The 17,404-nt window shown below is 63.9% G+C and carries 24 protein-coding genes; 7 read left to right on the top strand and 17 right to left on the bottom strand.

Going from position 1 to position 17,404, the window contains the following annotated elements; all coding sequences use genetic code 11:
• The first annotated feature begins 10 nt into the window (after positions 1-10).
• The 3 genes from lipA to EXV95_RS18390 all read left to right on the top strand — a co-directional run bounded on the left by lipA (position 11) and on the right by EXV95_RS18390 (position 2,670).
• Entirely contained in the window at positions 11-991 is a 981-nt protein-coding gene (gene lipA, locus EXV95_RS18400; protein WP_055396226.1) for a lipoyl synthase, read from the top strand.
• A gap of 32 nt (positions 992-1,023) precedes the next feature.
• A complete protein-coding gene (locus EXV95_RS18395) occupies positions 1,024-1,734 on the top strand; it encodes an AraC family transcriptional regulator (protein ID WP_176887959.1) in 711 nt (236 codons plus the stop codon).
• Positions 1,735-1,836: 102 nt separating this feature from the next.
• Complete coding sequence (locus EXV95_RS18390) at positions 1,837-2,670, top strand: DMT family transporter (protein WP_176887958.1); 834 nt, start codon at positions 1,837-1,839, stop codon at positions 2,668-2,670.
• An 85-nt stretch (positions 2,671-2,755) separates the two neighbouring features.
• On the opposite strand, the gene ptsP is transcribed toward EXV95_RS18390, so the two are convergent.
• From ptsP to EXV95_RS18365, 5 genes are read right to left on the bottom strand one after another with little or no spacing between them, the layout of a single operon-like run.
• Positions 2,756-4,525, bottom strand: a complete 1,770-nt coding sequence (gene ptsP / locus EXV95_RS18385) for a phosphoenolpyruvate--protein phosphotransferase (protein WP_176887957.1) — start codon at positions 4,523-4,525, stop codon at positions 2,756-2,758.
• On the bottom strand, positions 4,522-4,791 hold the full coding sequence (locus EXV95_RS18380; RefSeq protein WP_055395006.1) for an HPr family phosphocarrier protein: 270 nt from the start codon (positions 4,789-4,791) through the stop codon (positions 4,522-4,524). The genes ptsP and EXV95_RS18380 overlap by 4 nt, the downstream gene beginning before the upstream one ends.
• Positions 4,760-5,212, bottom strand: a complete 453-nt coding sequence (locus EXV95_RS18375) for a PTS sugar transporter subunit IIA (protein ID WP_176887956.1) — start codon at positions 5,210-5,212, stop codon at positions 4,760-4,762. Before EXV95_RS18375 ends, EXV95_RS18380 begins: the two co-directional genes overlap by 32 nt.
• Positions 5,209-6,498, bottom strand: a complete 1,290-nt coding sequence (locus EXV95_RS18370; RefSeq protein WP_176887955.1) for an MFS transporter — start codon at positions 6,496-6,498, stop codon at positions 5,209-5,211. The genes EXV95_RS18375 and EXV95_RS18370 overlap by 4 nt, the downstream gene beginning before the upstream one ends.
• Positions 6,495-7,043: a hypothetical protein gene (locus tag EXV95_RS18365; protein ID WP_176887954.1), complete on the bottom strand. Its 549-nt coding sequence runs from the start codon at positions 7,041-7,043 to the stop codon at positions 6,495-6,497. The genes EXV95_RS18370 and EXV95_RS18365 overlap by 4 nt, the downstream gene beginning before the upstream one ends.
• A gap of 203 nt (positions 7,044-7,246) precedes the next feature.
• Between EXV95_RS18365 and EXV95_RS18360 the strand changes: the two genes are divergently transcribed.
• Entirely contained in the window at positions 7,247-7,750 is a 504-nt protein-coding gene (locus EXV95_RS18360; protein WP_176887953.1) for a TlpA disulfide reductase family protein, read from the top strand.
• A 185-nt stretch (positions 7,751-7,935) separates the two neighbouring features.
• Here EXV95_RS18360 and EXV95_RS18355 read toward each other — a convergent pair whose 3' ends face one another.
• Positions 7,936-8,391, bottom strand: coding sequence for a cytochrome c (locus EXV95_RS18355; RefSeq protein ID WP_176887952.1), 456 nt, complete (start codon positions 8,389-8,391; stop codon positions 7,936-7,938).
• Positions 8,392-8,550: 159 nt separating this feature from the next.
• On the opposite strand from EXV95_RS18355, the gene EXV95_RS18350 reads away from it, so the two are divergent.
• The 3 genes from EXV95_RS18350 to EXV95_RS18340 all read left to right on the top strand — a co-directional run bounded on the left by EXV95_RS18350 (position 8,551) and on the right by EXV95_RS18340 (position 11,606).
• A complete protein-coding gene (locus EXV95_RS18350; protein ID WP_176887951.1) occupies positions 8,551-9,231 on the top strand; it encodes a cytochrome b/b6 domain-containing protein in 681 nt (226 codons plus the stop codon).
• Positions 9,232-9,277: 46 nt separating this feature from the next.
• Positions 9,278-9,769 (top strand): GNAT family N-acetyltransferase, encoded by a 492-nt coding sequence (locus EXV95_RS18345; RefSeq protein ID WP_176887950.1) that lies wholly within the window; start codon positions 9,278-9,280, stop codon positions 9,767-9,769.
• A 247-nt stretch (positions 9,770-10,016) separates the two neighbouring features.
• Positions 10,017-11,606 carry a reverse transcriptase family protein gene (locus EXV95_RS18340; RefSeq protein ID WP_176887949.1) on the top strand — a complete coding sequence of 530 codons (1,590 nt, stop codon included), beginning with the start codon at positions 10,017-10,019 and terminating at the stop codon, positions 11,604-11,606.
• Positions 11,607-11,748: 142 nt separating this feature from the next.
• Here the strand turns inward: EXV95_RS18340 and EXV95_RS18335 are convergent, their stop codons facing one another.
• The 11 genes from EXV95_RS18335 to rplC all read right to left on the bottom strand — a co-directional run bounded on the left by EXV95_RS18335 (position 11,749) and on the right by rplC (position 17,383).
• On the bottom strand, positions 11,749-12,258 hold the full coding sequence (locus tag EXV95_RS18335) for a peroxiredoxin (RefSeq protein ID WP_055394989.1): 510 nt from the start codon (positions 12,256-12,258) through the stop codon (positions 11,749-11,751).
• A 258-nt stretch (positions 12,259-12,516) separates the two neighbouring features.
• Positions 12,517-12,786, bottom strand: a complete 270-nt coding sequence (rpsQ, locus tag EXV95_RS18330; protein ID WP_055394987.1) for a 30S ribosomal protein S17 — start codon at positions 12,784-12,786, stop codon at positions 12,517-12,519.
• Positions 12,787-12,795: 9 nt separating this feature from the next.
• A complete protein-coding gene (gene rpmC, locus EXV95_RS18325; RefSeq protein WP_055394985.1) occupies positions 12,796-12,990 on the bottom strand; it encodes a 50S ribosomal protein L29 in 195 nt (64 codons plus the stop codon).
• Between the two features lie 16 nt (positions 12,991-13,006).
• Complete coding sequence (gene rplP, locus EXV95_RS18320) at positions 13,007-13,423, bottom strand: 50S ribosomal protein L16 (protein ID WP_015012190.1); 417 nt, start codon at positions 13,421-13,423, stop codon at positions 13,007-13,009.
• Between the two features lie 2 nt (positions 13,424-13,425).
• Positions 13,426-14,307, bottom strand: a complete 882-nt coding sequence (gene rpsC, locus EXV95_RS18315; protein ID WP_055394983.1) for a 30S ribosomal protein S3 — start codon at positions 14,305-14,307, stop codon at positions 13,426-13,428.
• A gap of 15 nt (positions 14,308-14,322) precedes the next feature.
• A complete protein-coding gene (gene rplV / locus EXV95_RS18310) occupies positions 14,323-14,655 on the bottom strand; it encodes a 50S ribosomal protein L22 (RefSeq protein WP_007847806.1) in 333 nt (110 codons plus the stop codon).
• 9 nt (positions 14,656-14,664) lie between these two features.
• A complete protein-coding gene (gene rpsS / locus EXV95_RS18305) occupies positions 14,665-14,940 on the bottom strand; it encodes a 30S ribosomal protein S19 (RefSeq protein ID WP_010467177.1) in 276 nt (91 codons plus the stop codon).
• 10 nt (positions 14,941-14,950) lie between these two features.
• The gene (gene rplB / locus EXV95_RS18300; protein ID WP_010467175.1) at positions 14,951-15,775 is read right to left on the bottom strand and encodes a 50S ribosomal protein L2; all 825 of its coding nucleotides are present in this window, start codon (positions 15,773-15,775) and stop codon (positions 14,951-14,953) included.
• 2 nt (positions 15,776-15,777) lie between these two features.
• On the bottom strand, positions 15,778-16,092 hold the full coding sequence (rplW, locus tag EXV95_RS18295; RefSeq protein ID WP_010467173.1) for a 50S ribosomal protein L23: 315 nt from the start codon (positions 16,090-16,092) through the stop codon (positions 15,778-15,780).
• Positions 16,089-16,709: a 50S ribosomal protein L4 gene (gene rplD, locus EXV95_RS18290; RefSeq protein ID WP_008906425.1), complete on the bottom strand. Its 621-nt coding sequence runs from the start codon at positions 16,707-16,709 to the stop codon at positions 16,089-16,091. Before rplD ends, rplW begins: the two co-directional genes overlap by 4 nt.
• Positions 16,709-17,383, bottom strand: coding sequence for a 50S ribosomal protein L3 (gene rplC / locus EXV95_RS18285; RefSeq protein ID WP_176887948.1), 675 nt, complete (start codon positions 17,381-17,383; stop codon positions 16,709-16,711). The genes rplD and rplC overlap by 1 nt, the downstream gene beginning before the upstream one ends.
• Positions 17,384-17,404: the final 21 nt, after the last annotated feature.

Genomic DNA, 17,404 nt, shown 5'->3' with positions numbered 1-17,404 from the left:
CCTACATGCCATGAGCACCCCTGAAGTCGTCCGCGAAGCGCAATCCACCGAAGCCTACAACCCGCTGGCCAAGCAAAAAGCGGCCGCCAAGCTCTCGCGCATTCCGATCAAGGTCGAGCAAGGCGAAGTGCTCAAGAAACCCGAGTGGATTCGCGTGAAGGCGGGCAGCCCCACCACACGCTTCTACGAGATCAAGGAGATCCTGCGCGAGCACAAGCTGCACACGGTGTGCGAAGAGGCCTCCTGCCCCAACATCGGCGAGTGCTTTGGCAAGGGCACGGCCACCTTCATGATCATGGGCGACAAGTGCACGCGCCGCTGCCCGTTCTGCGACGTGGGCCACGGCCGCCCCGACCCGCTGGACAAGGACGAGCCCCTGAACCTAGCCAAGACCATCGCCGCGCTCAAGCTCAAGTACGTAGTGATCACCAGCGTGGATCGCGACGATCTGCGCGACGGCGGCTCCGGCCATTTTGTGGAGTGCATCCAGAACATCCGCGAGTTGTCGCCCGCCACGCAGATCGAGATCCTGGTGCCCGACTTCCGGGGCCGCGACGACCGTGCGCTCGAAATCCTGAAAGCCGCGCCACCCGACGTGATGAACCACAACCTGGAAACCGCACCCCGCCTGTACAAGGAAGCGCGCCCAGGCTCCGACTACCAGTTCAGCCTGAACCTGCTGAAAAAATTCAAGGCCCTGCACCCCAATGTCCCCACCAAGAGCGGCATCATGGTTGGCTTGGGCGAGACGGACGAAGAGATTCTGCAGGTGATGCGCGACATGCGCGAACACAACATCGACATGCTGACCATCGGCCAGTACCTGTCGCCCAGCAACAGCCACCTGCCCGTGCGCCGCTACGTGCACCCCGACACCTTCAAGATGTTCGAGGAAGAGGCCTACAAGATGGGCTTCAGCCACGCTGCGGTAGGCGCCATGGTGCGCAGCAGCTACCACGCGGACCAGCAGGCGCACGCCGCTGGCGTTTAAGCCTGGCGGGACGCGCAACCCAGAGCACGATCATGGGCGCGGCGGAATCGCTCTCGCTGCGGCGCTACGGCGCATCGCCGGGCAGCCATAGCCACGATCACTTCCAGATACTGCTGGGTCTCTCCGGCGCACTGGACCTGGAAGTCGCGGGGCACGGTGTGCGCGTGGCGCCCGGTGGCGGCTGCGTGATTGCGCCGGGGGATCGCCACGACTTCGAATCGTCGCGCGGCAGCGTCTGCCTGGTGCTCGACAGCGCCCACCCCGGCTGGGCGCAGTGCGCCAGCGCGCAGCTCACTACCGCACTGCCCACCGATGCGCTGCCCCTGGCGCACTACCTGGCCAGCGCATTGCAACAAGGCCGCCCGCTGGCGCAGACCCACGGCCCGGCATTGCTGCTGGAAGCGTGGCTGGCGGGCTCAGCACCCCATACATCCCTCCACCGATCCACGCACCAACGCACTATCGATTGGCCTGCTCTGCAGCGCTGGGCAGCCCTGCAATGGCACCGCGAACTCAACGTTGCCGACTTGGCGGCGCAGGTGCATCTGAGCCCCAGCCAGTTCGCTACCAGGTGCCGCGAAGACCAGGGCATGGGTGCCATGGCCTGGCTGCGCGGCCAGCGCTTGGCACAGGCGCGGCTGCTGCGGGGCACAGGCATGGCCGTGGCCGAAGTGGCGCGGCGCACGGGCTACCGCTCGCCCTCGGCCCTCACGGCTGCGCTGCGGCGCGCTGAAGATCACTGAATCACTGACAAAGGCTGCCGCGTCCAGCCGACGATCACCACGCGACGACGGACCATCGTTGCGCGACGATCCCGAGTGCCGTGCGCGCGTAAGCTTGGCGCCATGCAAGCCAACCTGTACGCCCTGGGCGCCATCGCGCTGTGGGCCTCCCTCGCCTCGCTGGGTGTCTCGCTCACCCACATTCCACCGTTCCTGCTCACGGGCATTGCGCTCATCATCGGCAGCGTGCCAGCCTGGCCGTTTGTGCTGCGTGACCCGTCGCAGTGGCGCATTCCACTGCGCACGCTGGCGCTCGGTGTGTATGGCCTGTTTGCGTACCACTTTCTGCTGTTCATTGCGCTGCGCCACGCGCCGCCCGTGGAGGCCAACCTGGTGAACTACCTGTGGCCGCTGTTCATCGTGGTGCTCTCGCCAGTGGTGCTGCCCGGTGTGGCGCTGCGCTTGCCGCATGTGCTGGCGGCGCTGCTGGGTTTTGGGGGCGCAGCCATTGCGATTGCGGGTGGACGCGAGCTGAGTGGCACGCTGGCCTGGGGTTACGTGCCCGCGCTGGCCGCAGCATTCATCTGGGCCACGTACTCGCTCATGACCAAGCGCGTGGCGGCCTTTCCGACCACGGCCATCGGCCTCTTCGGACTGGTGTCCGGCGTGCTGTCGCTGTTGTGCCATGTGGCGTTGGAGCCCGCCGTGGCGCTGCAGTCGCGCGACTGGGCCCTGCTGGCAGTGCTGGGCCTGGGGCCGCTGGGGGCGTCGTTTTTTATGTGGGACAAGGCCCTCAAGCTCGGAGACGCGCGGCACATCGGCATCCTGAGCTACATCACGCCGCTGGCGTCCACCGCGCTGCTGATCGTGGTGAGTGGCCGCTCGTTCAGCTGGAGCATCGCACTGGCCACGGTGATGATCATCAGCGCGGCAGTGATGGGGATGCGGGCGCGCTGACCATGAGAAATACGCGTCAAATTTGGCTCTAGCGCCCATCTATAAAGCGCTAGAAGCTATTATTTTAATAGCAAAACTCTGTCACTCAAGAGGTCAGCAACGCCGCAGGCTCGTCGCCCTCCAACACCTGCTGCGCCCACGGCGCCAGCTTGCGCGTGTCGGCGCGCAGCACCTCCTGCTTCACAGCCAGGATCTGCGCGGGGTGCATGGAGAAGCTGCGCAGGCCCAGGCCCAACAGCAGCCGCGTCATGGTCACATCGCCCGCAGTCTCGCCACACACGCACACGCTCTTGCCCTGGCGCTCCCCCTCGGCGATCACGTCGCCCACCAGGCGCAGCACGGCGGGGTGCAGCGGGTCGTACAGGTGGGCCACGGCCTCGTCGGCACGGTCGATGGCCAGGGTGTACTGGATCAGGTCGTTGGTGCCGATGGAGAGAAAGTCGAAGTACTTGAGGAAGGTGCGCACCATGAGCGCGGCGGCGGGCACCTCGATCATCGCGCCCAGCTGCACGGGGCCGTAAGGCTCGCCGCGTGCATCCAGCTCACCCCGGGCCAAGTCCACCTGGGCGAGCGTCTGCTGGATCTCGTGGGTGTGCGCCAGCATGGGGAACAGCAGGTTGACCTTGCCATGCGCCGCCGCACGCAGCACAGCGCGCAGCTGGGTGCGGAACATGGCCGGGTCGGCCAGGCTCCAGCGGATAGCGCGCAGGCCCAGCGCGGGGTTCAGGTAGTTGTCCTTGTGGCTCTTGTGGTCCAGCGGCTTGTCCGCGCCCACATCGATGGTGCGAATGGTGACGGGCAGGCCCTGCATGCCGTCAATGGCCTCGCAATAGGCGCGGTACTGCTCGTCCTCGCCGGGCAGGTTGCCCGTCTTGCCCATGAACAGGAATTCGCTGCGGAACAGGCCCACGCCCACGGCCCCGGCGCGCACGGCGGTGGCCGCGTCGCCGGGTTGTTCGATGTTGGCCAGCAGCTCGATCTTGTGGCCGTCGATGGTGATGGCAGGGGTGTGGCGCAGCCGGGCCAGCCGCTCGCGCTCCAGCTCCACCTGGCGCTGGCGAAAGCCGTATTCGGCCAGGATGATGGGCGACGGATCGACAATGACCACACCTGCATCGCCGTCGATGATGACCCAGTCGTCCTGCCGCACCAGCTGACTAGCGGCGCGCGCACCGACCACGGCCGGGATGTCCATGCTGCGCGCCACGATGGCGGTGTGCGATGTCTTGCCGCCCACGTCAGTGACGAAGCCGGCGAACACGCTTTGCTTGAACTGCAACATGTCGGCGGGCGAGAGGTCGTGCGCTACCAGCACCAGGGGCACGTCCACCGTGTCGTCGAGCAGCAGGTCTTGCTGCAGGCCCAGTTGCTTGTGGCGGCGAGGGCTGCTGGGCGGCGGCGCCACGGGGCTGGCCACGCCCTTCATGTAGCGCAGGATGCGCTCGACCACCTGTTCCAGGTCAGCCTTGCGCTCGCGCAGGTACTCATCCTCCATCTCGTCAAACTGGCGCGCGATGACTTCGAGCTGTGTGGTCAGCGCCCACTCGGCGTTGTACAGGCGCTCGGTGATCCAGTGCTTGACGCCACCCGTCAAAGCCTCGTCCTGCAGCAGCATCAGGTGCACGTCGAGCAGCGCGGTCAGCTCATGCGGCGCATCGGCGGGCATGTCGGTCTGCAGGCGCTGCAGTTCCTCGACCACGGCATTGCGGCCGTTGCGCACCCGCTCAATCTCGCCCTCGACCTGTTCTGGCTTCACAAAATAGTGCGCCACGTCCACACGGCTGGACGCCACCAGCACAGCACGGCCGATGGCAATGCCGCGAGCGACTGCGAGACCGTGGACGGAGAACGTCATTCACCCTCACCAAATTTGTCGGCAATCAAGGCCAGCAGGGCATCCATGGCCTCCTGTTCGCGATCCCCGTTGGTTTCAATCTCCACCTCAGTGCCCATGCCGGCGGCCAGCATCATCACGCCCATGATGCTCTTGGCGTTGATGCGGCGGTCGCCACGGCTCATGAAAACCTCACAGGGGAAGCTGCCAGCCAGCTTGGTCAGCTTGGCCGAAGCGCGGGCATGCAGGCCCAATTTATTGCTGATGGTCGTACGTGTCTTGATCATGTCGATTACGGGTGTTCTGGTTCTGCGGCGCGGAGATGGCCACCTGCATCACGCCCTGGGTGCCCCCCACCACGGCGCGGGTGACCACCGCGTCGAGGGGTTCGTGGCGGTAGCTCACGGCCCGCAGCAGCATGGGCAGGTTGACCCCCGTCACCAGGCGCGAGAGCACGTTCTCGATCACGCGCTGCGCCACGTTGCAGGGGGTGGCACCAAACACGTCGGTGAGCACCAGGGTGGAATCTGCGCCCAGCTGCTGCAGCATGATGCGGGCCTGTGCCAGCGACTCTTCGGGCGGCTGGTTGGGCTGCACGTCGAGAGCGGCCACGTTGTCGCCGCAGTCGGGAAACACATGCAGCGCACATTCGCGCAGTGCATGGGCCAACGGGGCGTGGGCAATGATGAGGATGCTGGTGGTGCTCATGGCGTGGTGGTTTGCAGCACATTATGGCGCCGCCCCTGCAGCAGGAACCACGCGTAGGCGACCGCGTTGCACGCCAGGTACACCGCCATCGCGGCCTGGAACGACTGCACCGTGGACAGGCCGGCCGCGGCAAAGGCGTCCACCCCCAGGCCAATGCCCCACTGCACCACAAACACGCCCGCAAAAATCACCAGGTTGTAGGCTGACAGCGCGCGCCCCGCCAGCGCCTGCGGGAACGCCATGGCCACCGCAGGCTGCGACAGCGACACAAACGTGCACGACACACAAAACAGCGCCCAGGCACCGCCCCCCGCCTGCGGCCCCGCGAGAATGATGCCCAGCAACACCACCAGGCACAGCGGCAACCCCGCAGCCATCAGCCGGTCGGCCCCCAGCCCCTTGCGCAGCAGCCAGGGGTTGACCATGCCCCAGGTCCAGAACGTGCAGAGCATGGCCACGTTGATCCAGAACAGCCCCGTGGCAGCCTCCAGCGGCGAGTAGCCCGCCACCCGCTGCATCCATGGGCCTGCCCACAGGGTCTGCATGGCCACCATGCCGCCGTACACAAAGAAGCCCAGGGGCGCCAGGCGCTGGAAATACGGGTGGCGCCACACCATCGCATAGCCCGGTGGCACAGTGACACCGCTGGGGCCGCGCTCCGTCGTGGCATCGCCACCGCCACCACCGCCCGCGCCCGGTGCGGCCGCCGCCCAGCCGGGCACCCAGACGGCAATCACCACCATCGACAGCGCGATCAGCGCCGCCAACCCCCAGAACAGCGGCCGCCACCCCACCAGCGGCAGTGCCCACTGCACCGGCAGCGTGGACGCCACCATGCCCAGCGAGCCCGTCATCAGCATCCAGGAGTTGGCGCGCATCTGCGCCGTGGGCTCAAACCAGCGCCTATAGCCCGTGAGCGGCGCCATGAGGCAGGCGCTGACGCCCGCACCACACAACACACGCCCGGCCAGCAGGCCCGAAAACCCCGTCGCCACCGAAAACACCAGGCTGCCCACCACGGCCACACCCAGAAATCCCAGCGCCACCTTGCGGGGGCCATGCCGGTCCAGCCAGGTGCCCAGCGGCAGCTGCGTGACCGCAAAGCCCAGAAAGTACCCGCCCGCAAGCAAGCCCAGGTCGCTGGCCTGCAGCGAAAACTCCTGCGCCAGTGTGGGCGCCAGCGTGGCCGTAACCGCCCGCACCAGCGCCGACAGGAAGTAGGCGAAGGCAAAGGCCAGAAAAACGATGACCGCTGCCCGCCTGGGTAGCACTGCATGCCCGGTCATTGCAGCACCATCCCTGCAAAGAACTGGTCGGCCAACTCGGGCCGGGGCTTGCCCGTGTAAACCACTGCGTGGTACAGCCGCATCTGCGGCCCCGCAGCGCGCGCAAACCACACGCCCTGGGCAAACACGGGGCTGCCATCGGCACGCTGGCCTTGCACCACGGTGCGCACCGACTGCGGCAGGGGCAGTGCACCCTTGGGGGTATACGGCGAATCAGCCGCCGTGGCTGCGGCGCCCGCGCCGAGGTTGGCGACCACAGCGGCCCGCCAGTGCCGCAGGGCAGCGCCCGCCTGGGCAGGGTCTGCCAGGGCCGCATGCGACACGGCAAATGTGGCGCCGTCGGCATCGCAGCCCGCCATGGACAGCTCGACGGGCACCCCCGCCAGTTCGACCGTGCGCGTGGCCTGGTCAGGCTTGCAAGGCAAGGTGATGGTGATGCCGGCGTCGGGCAAAGGCACGCTGCGCCAGTTCAGCGCAGGGCTGCAGCCCACGAGCAGCCACAGCAGGGGCGGCAGGGCAGCAGCCCGGGTTGGTGTCCAGTTCATCGGTCGATTATCGGCACAGTGAGCCAGATCAACAGGTTGCGTCCCCGCAGGCGAACTTTTGCCCGCCAAGCCGACTCCATCCCAAGCTGGGCCTGCGGGCCACCCGTGAAGACGGGCGTTGTTGTTAGGGCAGGTCCGGCACAATGCCGGTTGCAGGCCCGGGTACCCACAGGGGCCACAGTTTCAGGATGAATGGACAAGTCATGGCGATCAAGCATTGGGCGGCAGGAGTGGCAGTGGCAGCATTTGCGGCCGTGGGCGCTTATGTGTACCTGGATACAGGCCGCTCTGCGGCACCGGAATCCACCTTCGTGTTGCTAGACGGCACGAGCCAATCCACCGCCGATCTGCGCGGCAAGGTCACGCTGGTGAATTTCTGGGCTACCAGCTGCACCACCTGCGTGGCCGAAATGCCCGAGATCGTGGCCACCTACAACAAGTACCACGCCAAAGGCTTCGACACGCTCGCCGTGGCCATGAGCTACGACCCGCCCAGCTACGTGGTGAACTTTGCCGAAACCCGCAAGCTGCCCTTCAAGGTGGCGATCGACAACACCGGCAAGGTGGCCCAGGCCTGGGGCGATGTGCGGCTCACGCCCTCGACCTTCATCGTGAACAAGCGCGGCGAGATCGTGAAGACCTTTGTAGGCGCCCCGAATTTCCCCGAGCTGCACCAGCTCATCGAGAAGCTGCTGGCCGAGACCTGAGCCTCGCCTCCGTCAGTCCTTCCAAAGGCAAAAGGCCGATTTCTCATGAAATCGGCCTTTTGCGCTTATGGGTCAAGCGTCAGCAGCTATCAATTTTGCAAATGGCCTCTGAAACTGGCGTTGCCCAGACGAGCGGACGCCGCGCAAGGGCCGCCCCGCTGCGCAGCCGCTCAGGGGGATGTACCCTATTTAGCGCGGTAATTGTCGTGGCAGGCCTTGCAGGTGCCGGCGGCCGCGCCGAACGCGGTCTTGAGGTTGTCCAGATTTCCCGTCTTGGCCGCAGCGGCCAGCTTGACGGATTCGGCTTCGAGCTTGTCGGAATGCTCCTTGAACTTGGCCTGTTCGGTCCAGATTTCAGGCAGAGCCTTGGTGGGCGCGCCCTTGTCGGTGCCCGCGCCAAATCCTGCCCAGGGCAGCTTGGCCATCTGCGCCACCACGTCCGCGTTCTCCTGCGCGGCCTTGGCGTCGAACGGGATACGGCCATTGGCCATGGCCCCAAGGCGGCCAAAGTGCTGGCCTATCACAAACAGCGCGCTCTGGCGGTATTTGATGGCGTCTTCCGCCTTGGCGAACTGGGCAGAGGCCGGTGCGGACAAGGTCAGCGTAGCGGCGGCAAGGGCGAACGCGGCAAGTGCTTTCATAGGGAGATTCCTTTTTCGTGGGGTGGACAGGCTCTGAGAGCCCGGGGCAAGTATGCCGTTTTACCGCCCATTTCGCAGCGGGCATGCTCTTTCGGGTTGACCCCGCCTCCTTCACAATGCGGCCTACCACCCTTCGTCCAACCACCCTGCCCCGCCGCCATGACGCAACACTCCGTACGCATCTGGGACCTTCCCACCCGCATCTTCCACTGGGCACTGGCCGCAAGCGTCGTGGGCCTGGTCATCACCGCCAAGGTGGGGGGCAACGCCATGGAATGGCATTTCCGGCTGGGGTACGGCGTGTTGGCGCTGCTGGTGTTCCGCATGGTCTGGGGGCTGATGGGCGGGCGCTGGTCGCGCTTCACGAGTTTTCTGTACTCCCCGATGCGGGTGCTGCGGTATCTGCGCGGCTCAGCCCATGCCGAAGACAGCATTGGCCACAGCCCACTGGGCGCCCTGTCGGTCTTTGCGCTGCTGGCCGTGCTGGTGGCCCAGGTGGCCACCGGTTTGCTGAGTGATGACGAGATCGCCTTCGCTGGCCCGCTCACCCGGTTTGTGTCGAATGCAGTGGTCGGCCAGGCCACGGGCTACCACAAGGAAATTGGCCAGTACCTGGTGCTGGGGCTGGTGGGGTTGCACCTGATTGCCATCATTTTCTATGTGCTGGTTCGCCGCCAACGCCTCGTCCGGCCCATGCTGCAGGGCGACAAGCTGCTGCCCGCCCCGGCCACGCCGTCTCGCGACGACTTGACCAGCCGGGCCGTGGCGCTGGTGGTGCTGGCACTCAGTGCCGCGCTGGCCTGGTGGGTGTCCTCTCTGGGGGCAGCGGCGGGGTTCTAGCCAGACTCGCTACACTGCGGCTTCCGCTGTTTTGAACTACTGCGTTTTGGACAAGCCTTCCGTCACCCTGCTGACCCCCACCTCGCCCGCCGAGATGGAAGCGGTCCGCACCATCTTCCGGGAGTACGCCGACACCCTCGGCGTAGACCTGTGTTTCCAGGACTTCGAGACCGAACTCGCAGGCCTGCCCGGCGACTACGGCCCGCCGCGCGGCGCACTGCTGCTAGCCCAGGTCGAAGGGGCGATTGCCGGCTGCTGCGCCCTTCGACCACTGGATACGGCCGACTACCCCAACGCGAGCGAAATGAAGCGGCTGTACGTGCGCAAAGCCTTCCGGGGCTTCGGCCTGGGCCGCGAACTCGCGGAGGCCATGCTCGACCGGGCGCGCCAGGCGGGTTACGCCTGCGTGCTGCTCGACACGCTCGACGACATGGAGTCGGCCCGGGCGCTGTACACCGACCTGGGCTTTGAAGAGATTCCACCCTACTACCACAACCCCATTGCGGGGGCGCACTACCTCAAGGTTGATGTTTCTTGAGTTTTTGGTGCCTAGCGCTCACTGATATTGCATCAATAGCTATTAAATTTATAGCAACTATAGAATCAGACCGGCCCGGTGCCAAGCACTTCGAGCCTGTTGATCAGGATCGAGCCGTGGGGCAGCCCCACGGTGTTGTCTTCCAACGCGTCCATCGCGGCGCGCGAACCTCCCGCCACCCGTGGCGTGCAGTTCGCACCCAACCCGCAGGTTGGCACCGGGCCAACTTCCTACACTTCGCAGCTTCGTGACGAAGACTCCAGCCCGCACACGCGCACTGGCCAAGGCGCTGGCCATGGCCGTGCTGGCCGATGCACGGGAGCCGGAGCGTCGCACCCTCCAGGCACTGGCAGCGCGCGCAGGTGCCTGCCTGGGTAACAACACGACCCTGGCGGACAGCCCCGTTCCACTGCCCCCGCCCTTGCTCGAACAGCTGCGCCGCCTGTCCCACGCGTCCGGGGCCGAATGGGCGCGGCTGGAGCCTGAGGACGTGGCCACCTGGCTGTGCTGGGGTGTCTGGTGGCGCAAAGCGGGGCTGCGCAATGGCTCCACCCTGCAGTCGCTTACGACGACCTTCAGCCAGCAGGAGGAAAAAGACCAGGACGCCTGGGACGAGCTGGTGGGCGACGACGATGAAAACGCCGAACCAGCCCTGCCTTTGCACCAATGGCCCGACCCCCAACTCGCCCGGGCTTTCCGCACCTGGGCCGCCAGCCCACGCACCGGGGAGCCGTTGCACTGGCTGCTGCGCTCCGCCACGGCAGGCGCGCACCCCGCATGGATGGGCCGTGAGCGCACCACGCCCGTGCTGTTGACCGCCACCGACGTGACCGAGACCCTGGCCATTTCACTGGACGACCTCCTATGGCTCGCGCCCGAGCATGCCCACTGGCGCGAACGCCAGGACGGAGGCCATGCCCTGCCCCTTTCGCACTATCGCTACCGCTTGCTGCCCAAACCCAGCGGTGGGCTGCGCCTGCTGGAGGCGCCCCGCCCGCGCCTGGCCAGCACGCAGCGCCGCATTCTGGACAGCCTGCTGGCTGGCGTGCCCGTGCACGAGGCCGCGCATGGCTTTGTGCGCGGCCACGGCGTGGGCACCCACGCACAGGTCCACACCCAGCAGGCTGTGGTGATACGGTTTGACCTGGCCGATTTCTTCATGTGCATCACGGCCACCCGCGTGCGCGCGCTGTGGCGGGCACTGGGCCACGGCCGGCCGGCCGCCGAGCTGCTGACGCGGCTGACCACCACGCGAACCCCTCAGGCCATCCGGGAACGATTGCTGGAAGCAGCCCCCCTGCCGCGGGAGGCCATCGCGCATCGCCGTGCCATCAACACGCGCCTGAAACAGCCCCATTTGCCGCAGGGTGCGCCCACGTCGCCCGCCTTGGCAAATCTGTGCGCCTTCGGGCTGGACCTGCGGCTGAACGCCCTGGCAGAGCGCTTTGGCGCGCGCTACACACGCTATGCCGACGACCTGGTGTTTTCAGGTTCAAAGGCGCTGCACCAGCAGTGGGTGGACTTGCGCGCCTGGGTGACCGCCATTGCCCAGGACGAAGGATTCACCCTGCGCGCGGACAAGACCCGCGTGATGCCAGCGCACCAGCGGCAGTATGTGACGGGACTGGTGGTCAACGAGCGCGCCAACTACAGCCGCACACAGTTCGACATCCTCAAGGCCCGCCTGCACCGGCTGGGCCAACAGCCCCAGGTGGACATTAGCGAGCGGGCTCGGCTGACCGGCGAGATCCAATGGGCCAGTCAATGGCTGGCGCCGACACGCAGAGCGAAGCTGCAGCGGCTGCTCCATGCCATCCGGTTTTCCAACGAGCTTTAGATCCGCTCAAGGCCTTCCCGGGATCACGCTTATGGCCGGCTTCGTCAGTTCTCGCCACAGCAATGGCGACCCCGGCAGCCGGCCCAAGCCAGAACGCCCCACATCGCAGGGAGCAACTCGGCGCAGCCGGTTAACGCCGAACTCAAGCCTTTTGGGCTTGCTGGAGCAGCGTGTCAGCGTCGCTCACTTCAAATTTTCCCGGGGCTTCCACGTTGAGGGTGACCACCTTGCCGTCGCGCACCAGCATCGAATAGCGGTTGCTGCGCAGACCCAGGCCCTTGCCCGTCAGATCCAGCGTCAGACCGGTGGCCTTGGCGAAAGTGGCGTCGCCGTCGCCCAACATGCGGACCTTGCCATCGGTCTTCTGGTCACGTGCCCATGCGCCCATGACGAAGGCGTCGTTCACGCTCACGCACCAGATCTCATCCACACCAGCGGCCTTGAACTCGGCGGCCTTTTCCACATAGCCTGGCACATGCTTGGCCGAGCAGGTGGGCGTAAACGCTCCGGGCAATGCAAACAGGGCAATCGTCTTGCCAGCCGTAGCCTTGTCTACAGGCACAGGGTTCGGGCCGATGCTGCAGCCTTCGCCCTCGACTTCCGAATATTCCATGAGCGTGCTGGCAGGCAGGGTGTCACCGACTTTGATCATTGTTATCTCCTTGGGATGGTGGAATGGATAGCGGGATGAATGGGATTGGATACGCGAAGTGCCCCGCGCCGCCAACACAACATGACGTGCGCAGAACAAGGCTCAGACAAGCGACTCACGCCAAAGCGAGTTGATGCCGCATCCCGATTTGCCTGAGTCCTAAAAAAGTGGTCCACAAAGCAAAACGACCCACATTGTGGGTCGTTTTGAAAGGCCTTGCCGTCCGGGGTCTTGACCCCAGTGCAATGGGATGCTGGTTTACAGCAGACCGGCCTTTTGCACCAAGCGGGTAGCCACCCAGTTCTTGGTCTTAGAGAGCGGACGGCTTTCGGTAATTTCGATCACGTCGCCCAGCTTGTACTCGCCATTCTCATCATGGGCGTGGTACTTGCTCGACTTCGCAACGATCTTGCCGTAGAGCTCGTGCTTCACACGGCGCTCGACCAGCACGGTCACAGTCTTTTGACGCTTGTCGCTGACCACCTTGCCTACCAAGGTGCGCTTGAGGGATTTTTTAGGTTCCGTCATATGGGCTCCTTACTTGGCGGCTTGCTTTTCAGCAAGAATGGTCTTTGCACGGGCGATATCGCGGCGGGTGGTGCGCAGCGTGTTGGTGTTAGCCAATTGCTGCGTAGCCTTTTGCATGCGCAGGCCGAAGTGGGCCTTTTGCAGCGCCTTGATTTCGGCTTCGATACCGGCGACGTCTTTTTGGCGCAGTTCAGTAGTCTTCATTGCTTGTTCTCCTGAATTAAGCGCCAAGGTGACGACTGACAAACGTGGTGCGCAGCGGCAGCTTGGCTGCAGCCAAGCGGAACGCTTCGCGGGCCAGTTCTTCAGGCACACCGACGATCTCGAAAACGATCTTGCCGGGCTGGATTTCGGCCACGTAGTACTCGGGGTTGCCCTTACCGTTACCCATACGCACTTCTGCGGGCTTGGTAGAGATTGGCTTGTCCGGGAACACGCGGATCCAGATACGGCCGCCACGCTTGACGTGGCGGGAAATCGCACGGCGTGCAGCTTCGATCTGGCGGGCCGTGAGACGGCCACGATCGGTGCACTTCAGACCGAAATCACCGAACGCAACGGAGGCACCCCGCGTTGCGACACCGGTATTACGGCCCTTTTGCTCCTTGCGGTACTTGCGGCGAGCAGGTTGCAGCATACTTATTCTCCTTTTCCGTCCGCTGCTGTAGCGGGCGCGGCGACTTTGCGTACGCGCTTAACGGCGGTGTTATCAGCGCCACCAGCTTCCACTGGCTTGTCGCTGCCGTCGGCCGGAGCGGTGTTACCACCGACTGGACGACGTGGGCCACGGCCTGCGCCTGGACGATCGCCACCTGGGCGGCCGTCACGGCGTGGACCGCGTGGGCGGCGTTCTTCGTCTGGACGTGGGGTTTCCACGGCAGGCAGGTCGTTACGACCCAGCGTATCGCCCTTGTAGACCCAGACCTTGACGCCGATCACACCGTAGGTGGTCTTGGCTTCAGAGGTACCGTAGTCAATGTCGGCGCGCAGCGTGTGAAGTGGCACGCGGCCTTCACGGTACCACTCGCAACGAGCGATTTCGATACCGTTCAGACGACCGGACGACATGATCTTGATGCCCTGGGCACCCAGACGCATGGCGTTCTGCATGGCACGCTTCATGGCCCGGCGGAACATGATCCGCTTTTCGAGCTGTTGCGTGATGCTGTCGGCGATCAGCTTGGCATCGATTTCGGGCTTGCGCACTTCTTCGATGTTGACTGCCACAGGCACACCCAGGCGCAGAGCGAGTTCCTTCTTGAGGTTCTCGATGTCTTCACCCTTCTTGCCGATCACCACACCAGGACGTGCCGAGTAAATGGTGATGCGGGCGTTCTTGGCTGGACGCTCGATCAGGATGCGCGACACAGCCGCGTTCTTCAACTTGGCCTTCAGGTACTCACGCACCTTGATGTCTTCGGCCAGCATGCCCGCGAAGTCGCGGTTGCTGGCGTACCAACGGCTGGACCAGTTGCGGCTGACCGCAAGGCGGAAGCCGGTAGGATGGATTTTTTGTCCCATAGTCTTCCCGAGCCTTTAGTTGCCAACCGTCACGTACACATGGCACGTGGGCTTGCTGATGCGGTTGCCGCGGCCTTTGGCGCGCGCGGTGAAGCGCTTGAGCGTGGTGCCTTGTTCGACGTAGATGGTCTTGACCTTCAGTTCGTCGATGTCAGCGCCATCGTTGTGTTCGGCATTGGCGATGGCCGACTCCAGAACTTTCTTGACGATTCCCGCAGCTTTTTTCTGCGTGAAGTTCAGGATGTTCAGAGCCTGGTCCACCTTCTTGCCGCGGATCAGGTCAGCGACCAGACGGCCCTTGTCGACCGACAGACGGACGCCCCGGAGGACTGCACGTGTTTCAGACATGGTCGTTCCTTACTTCTTCGCTTTTTTGTCAGCGGGGTGACCCTTGAAGGTGCGCGTCAGGGCGAATTCGCCCAGCTTGTGGCCCACCATCTGGTCGGTGACATAGACAGGTACGTGCTGCTTGCCGTTGTGCACGGCAATGGTCAGACCGATGAACTCGGGCAGAACCATGGAGCGACGCGACCAGGTCTTGACTGGTTTCTTGTCCTTGGTGGCAACGGCCTTTTCGACCTTAGCCAGCAAGTGATGGTCAACAAATGGACCCTTTTTAAGAGAGCGAGTCATCTGTTACCCCTTACTTCTTGCGACGCGACACGATCATGATCTGTGTGCGCTTGTTGTTACGGGTGCGATAACCCTTGGTCAGATTGCCCCAAGGATCGACTGCATGGCGGCCTTCGCCGGTGCGGCCTTCGCCACCACCGTGAGGGTGATCCACAGGGTTCATGGCCACGCCGCGAACCGTAGGACGAATACCCATCCAGCGCTTCACACCGGCCTTGCCCAGTTGGCGCAGGCTGTGCTCTTCGTTGGCCACTTCACCAATGGTGGCGCGGCATTCGATATGGATCTTGCGCACTTCGCCGGAGCGCATACGCACTTGAGCGTATACGCCTTCGCGGGCCAGCAGCGTTGCCGAAGCACCTGCCGAGCGGGCGATCTGAGCACCGGCACCGGGCTTGAGCTCGATGCAGTGAATGGTCGAACCCACGGGGATGTTGCGGATAGGCAGCGTGTTGCCAGCGCGGATCGGGGCTTCCGAACCGGACAGCAGGGTTGCGCCCACTTCCAGGTTGCGGGGAGCGATGATGTAGCGGCGCTCGCCGTCGGCATAGCACACCAGAGCGATGTGGGCCGTACGGTTGGGGTCGTACTCGATGCGCTCAACCTTGGCCGGAATGCCGTCCTTGTTGCGCTTGAAGTCCACCACACGGTAGTGGTGCTTGTGACCACCGCCCTTGTGGCGGGTGGTGATGTGACCGTTGTTGTTACGACCGGCCTTCTGGAATTGTGGCTCCAGCAGGGGTGCGTACGCTTCACCCTTGTACAGGTGGTCACGCGTGACCTTCACCACGGCACGTTGGCCGGGCGAAGTGGGTTTCATCTTGATGACAGCCATGATTACGCGGCCTCCCCAGAGAGGTTCAGCTCTTGACCTGGTTGCAGCGTGACGTATGCCTTGCGAACGTTGTCGCGGCGGCCGATGGTCTTGCCAAAACGCTTGGTCTTGCCTTTGGTGTTCACCACAGAGACGCCCTTGACCTCGACCTTGAACATCAATTCCACAGCGGCCTTGATTTCTGGCTTGGTTGCGTTCTGCAGCACCTTGAACGTCACAGCATTGGACTTTTCAGCAACCATGGTGGCCTTTTCGGACACGATAGGAGCGACTAGCACTTGCATCAGACGACCTTCGTCAAACTTGAGTGTGCTCATGCGAACATCTCCTTGAGTTTGTCGATTGCACCCTTGGTGACGAGCACTTTCTTGAAACGCACCAGCGACACGGGATCGGCGTAACGGGGCTCAACGACGAGCACGTTCACCAGATTGCGCGAAGCCAGGTACAGGTTTTCGTCCACTTCGTCGGCAATCACCATCACCGATTGCAGGTTCATCGCCTTGAACTTGTCGGCCAGGACCTTGGTCTTGGGGGAGTCAAGCTTCAGCGAGTCGACCACAGCCAGACGACCTTCGCGGGCCAGCTGCGACAAGATGGCAGACATACCGGCGCGGTACATCTTCTTGTTGATCTTCTGCGTGAAATTTTCGTCAGGCATGTTCGGGAAAATCCGACCGCCCCCACGCCACAGTGGCGAGGAAGTCATACCTGCACGTGCGTTACCCGTACCCTTTTGCTTGAAAGGCTTCTTGGTCGAGTGACGGACTTGCTCGCGGTCCTTCTGGGCGCGAGTGCCTTGGCGTGCATTGGCCTGGTAGGCCACGACGATCTGGTGCACCAGATCTTCGTTGTATTCACGACCGAACACGGTTTCAGGAACATCCAGCTTGGATGCGCCTTGGCCTTGGTCATTCAGGAGTTCGAGCTGCATTAGTTCGCTCCTTTGGAAGGTTTGGCCTTGACCGCTGGACGCACCGTCACGAACCCACCCTTGGAGCCCGGAATAGCGCCCTTGATCAAGAGCAGTTGACGCGCTTCGTCGATGCGGATGACATCGAGGTTTTGCGTGGTCTTGGTGACATCGCCGAGGTGGCCCGTCATGCGCTTGCCGGGGAACACGCGACCGGGGTCTTGTGCCATACCGATCGAGCCAGGCACGTTGTGCGAACGGCTGTTACCGTGCGACGCGCGCTGCGAGCTCATGTTGTGACGCTTGATGGTACCGGCGTAACCCTTACCGATGGAAGTGCCTTGCACATCGACCTTCTGGCCCACGGCAAACACATCGGTTACGGGCACAGCTGCACCTGCGGCATATTTGCCAGCAGTATCAGCAGTGACGCGGAATTCCTGGATGATTTCACCGGCTTCCACACCTGCCTTGGCAAGGTGGCCGGCTTCTGGCTTGGTTACGCGCGATGCTTTGCGCGAACCAAACGTGACCTGCAAGGCCACGTAGCCATCGTTCTCTTGGGTTTTGACCTGGGTAACGCGGTTGTTGGACACATCCACCACCGTGACAGGCACTGCGTCCCCATCATCGGTGAACAGACGCATCATGCCCACTTTGCGACCCAGCAACCCGAGGGAGTTGCTCAGACTCATTGGTTTTCTCCAAAACTCTCA

It is taken from the genome of Acidovorax sp. JMULE5, assembly GCF_013376875.1.
Taxonomy (GTDB): Bacteria; Pseudomonadota; Gammaproteobacteria; order Burkholderiales; family Burkholderiaceae_C; genus Acidovorax; species Acidovorax facilis.
This window is presented reverse-complemented; position numbering and strand designations above follow the sequence as displayed.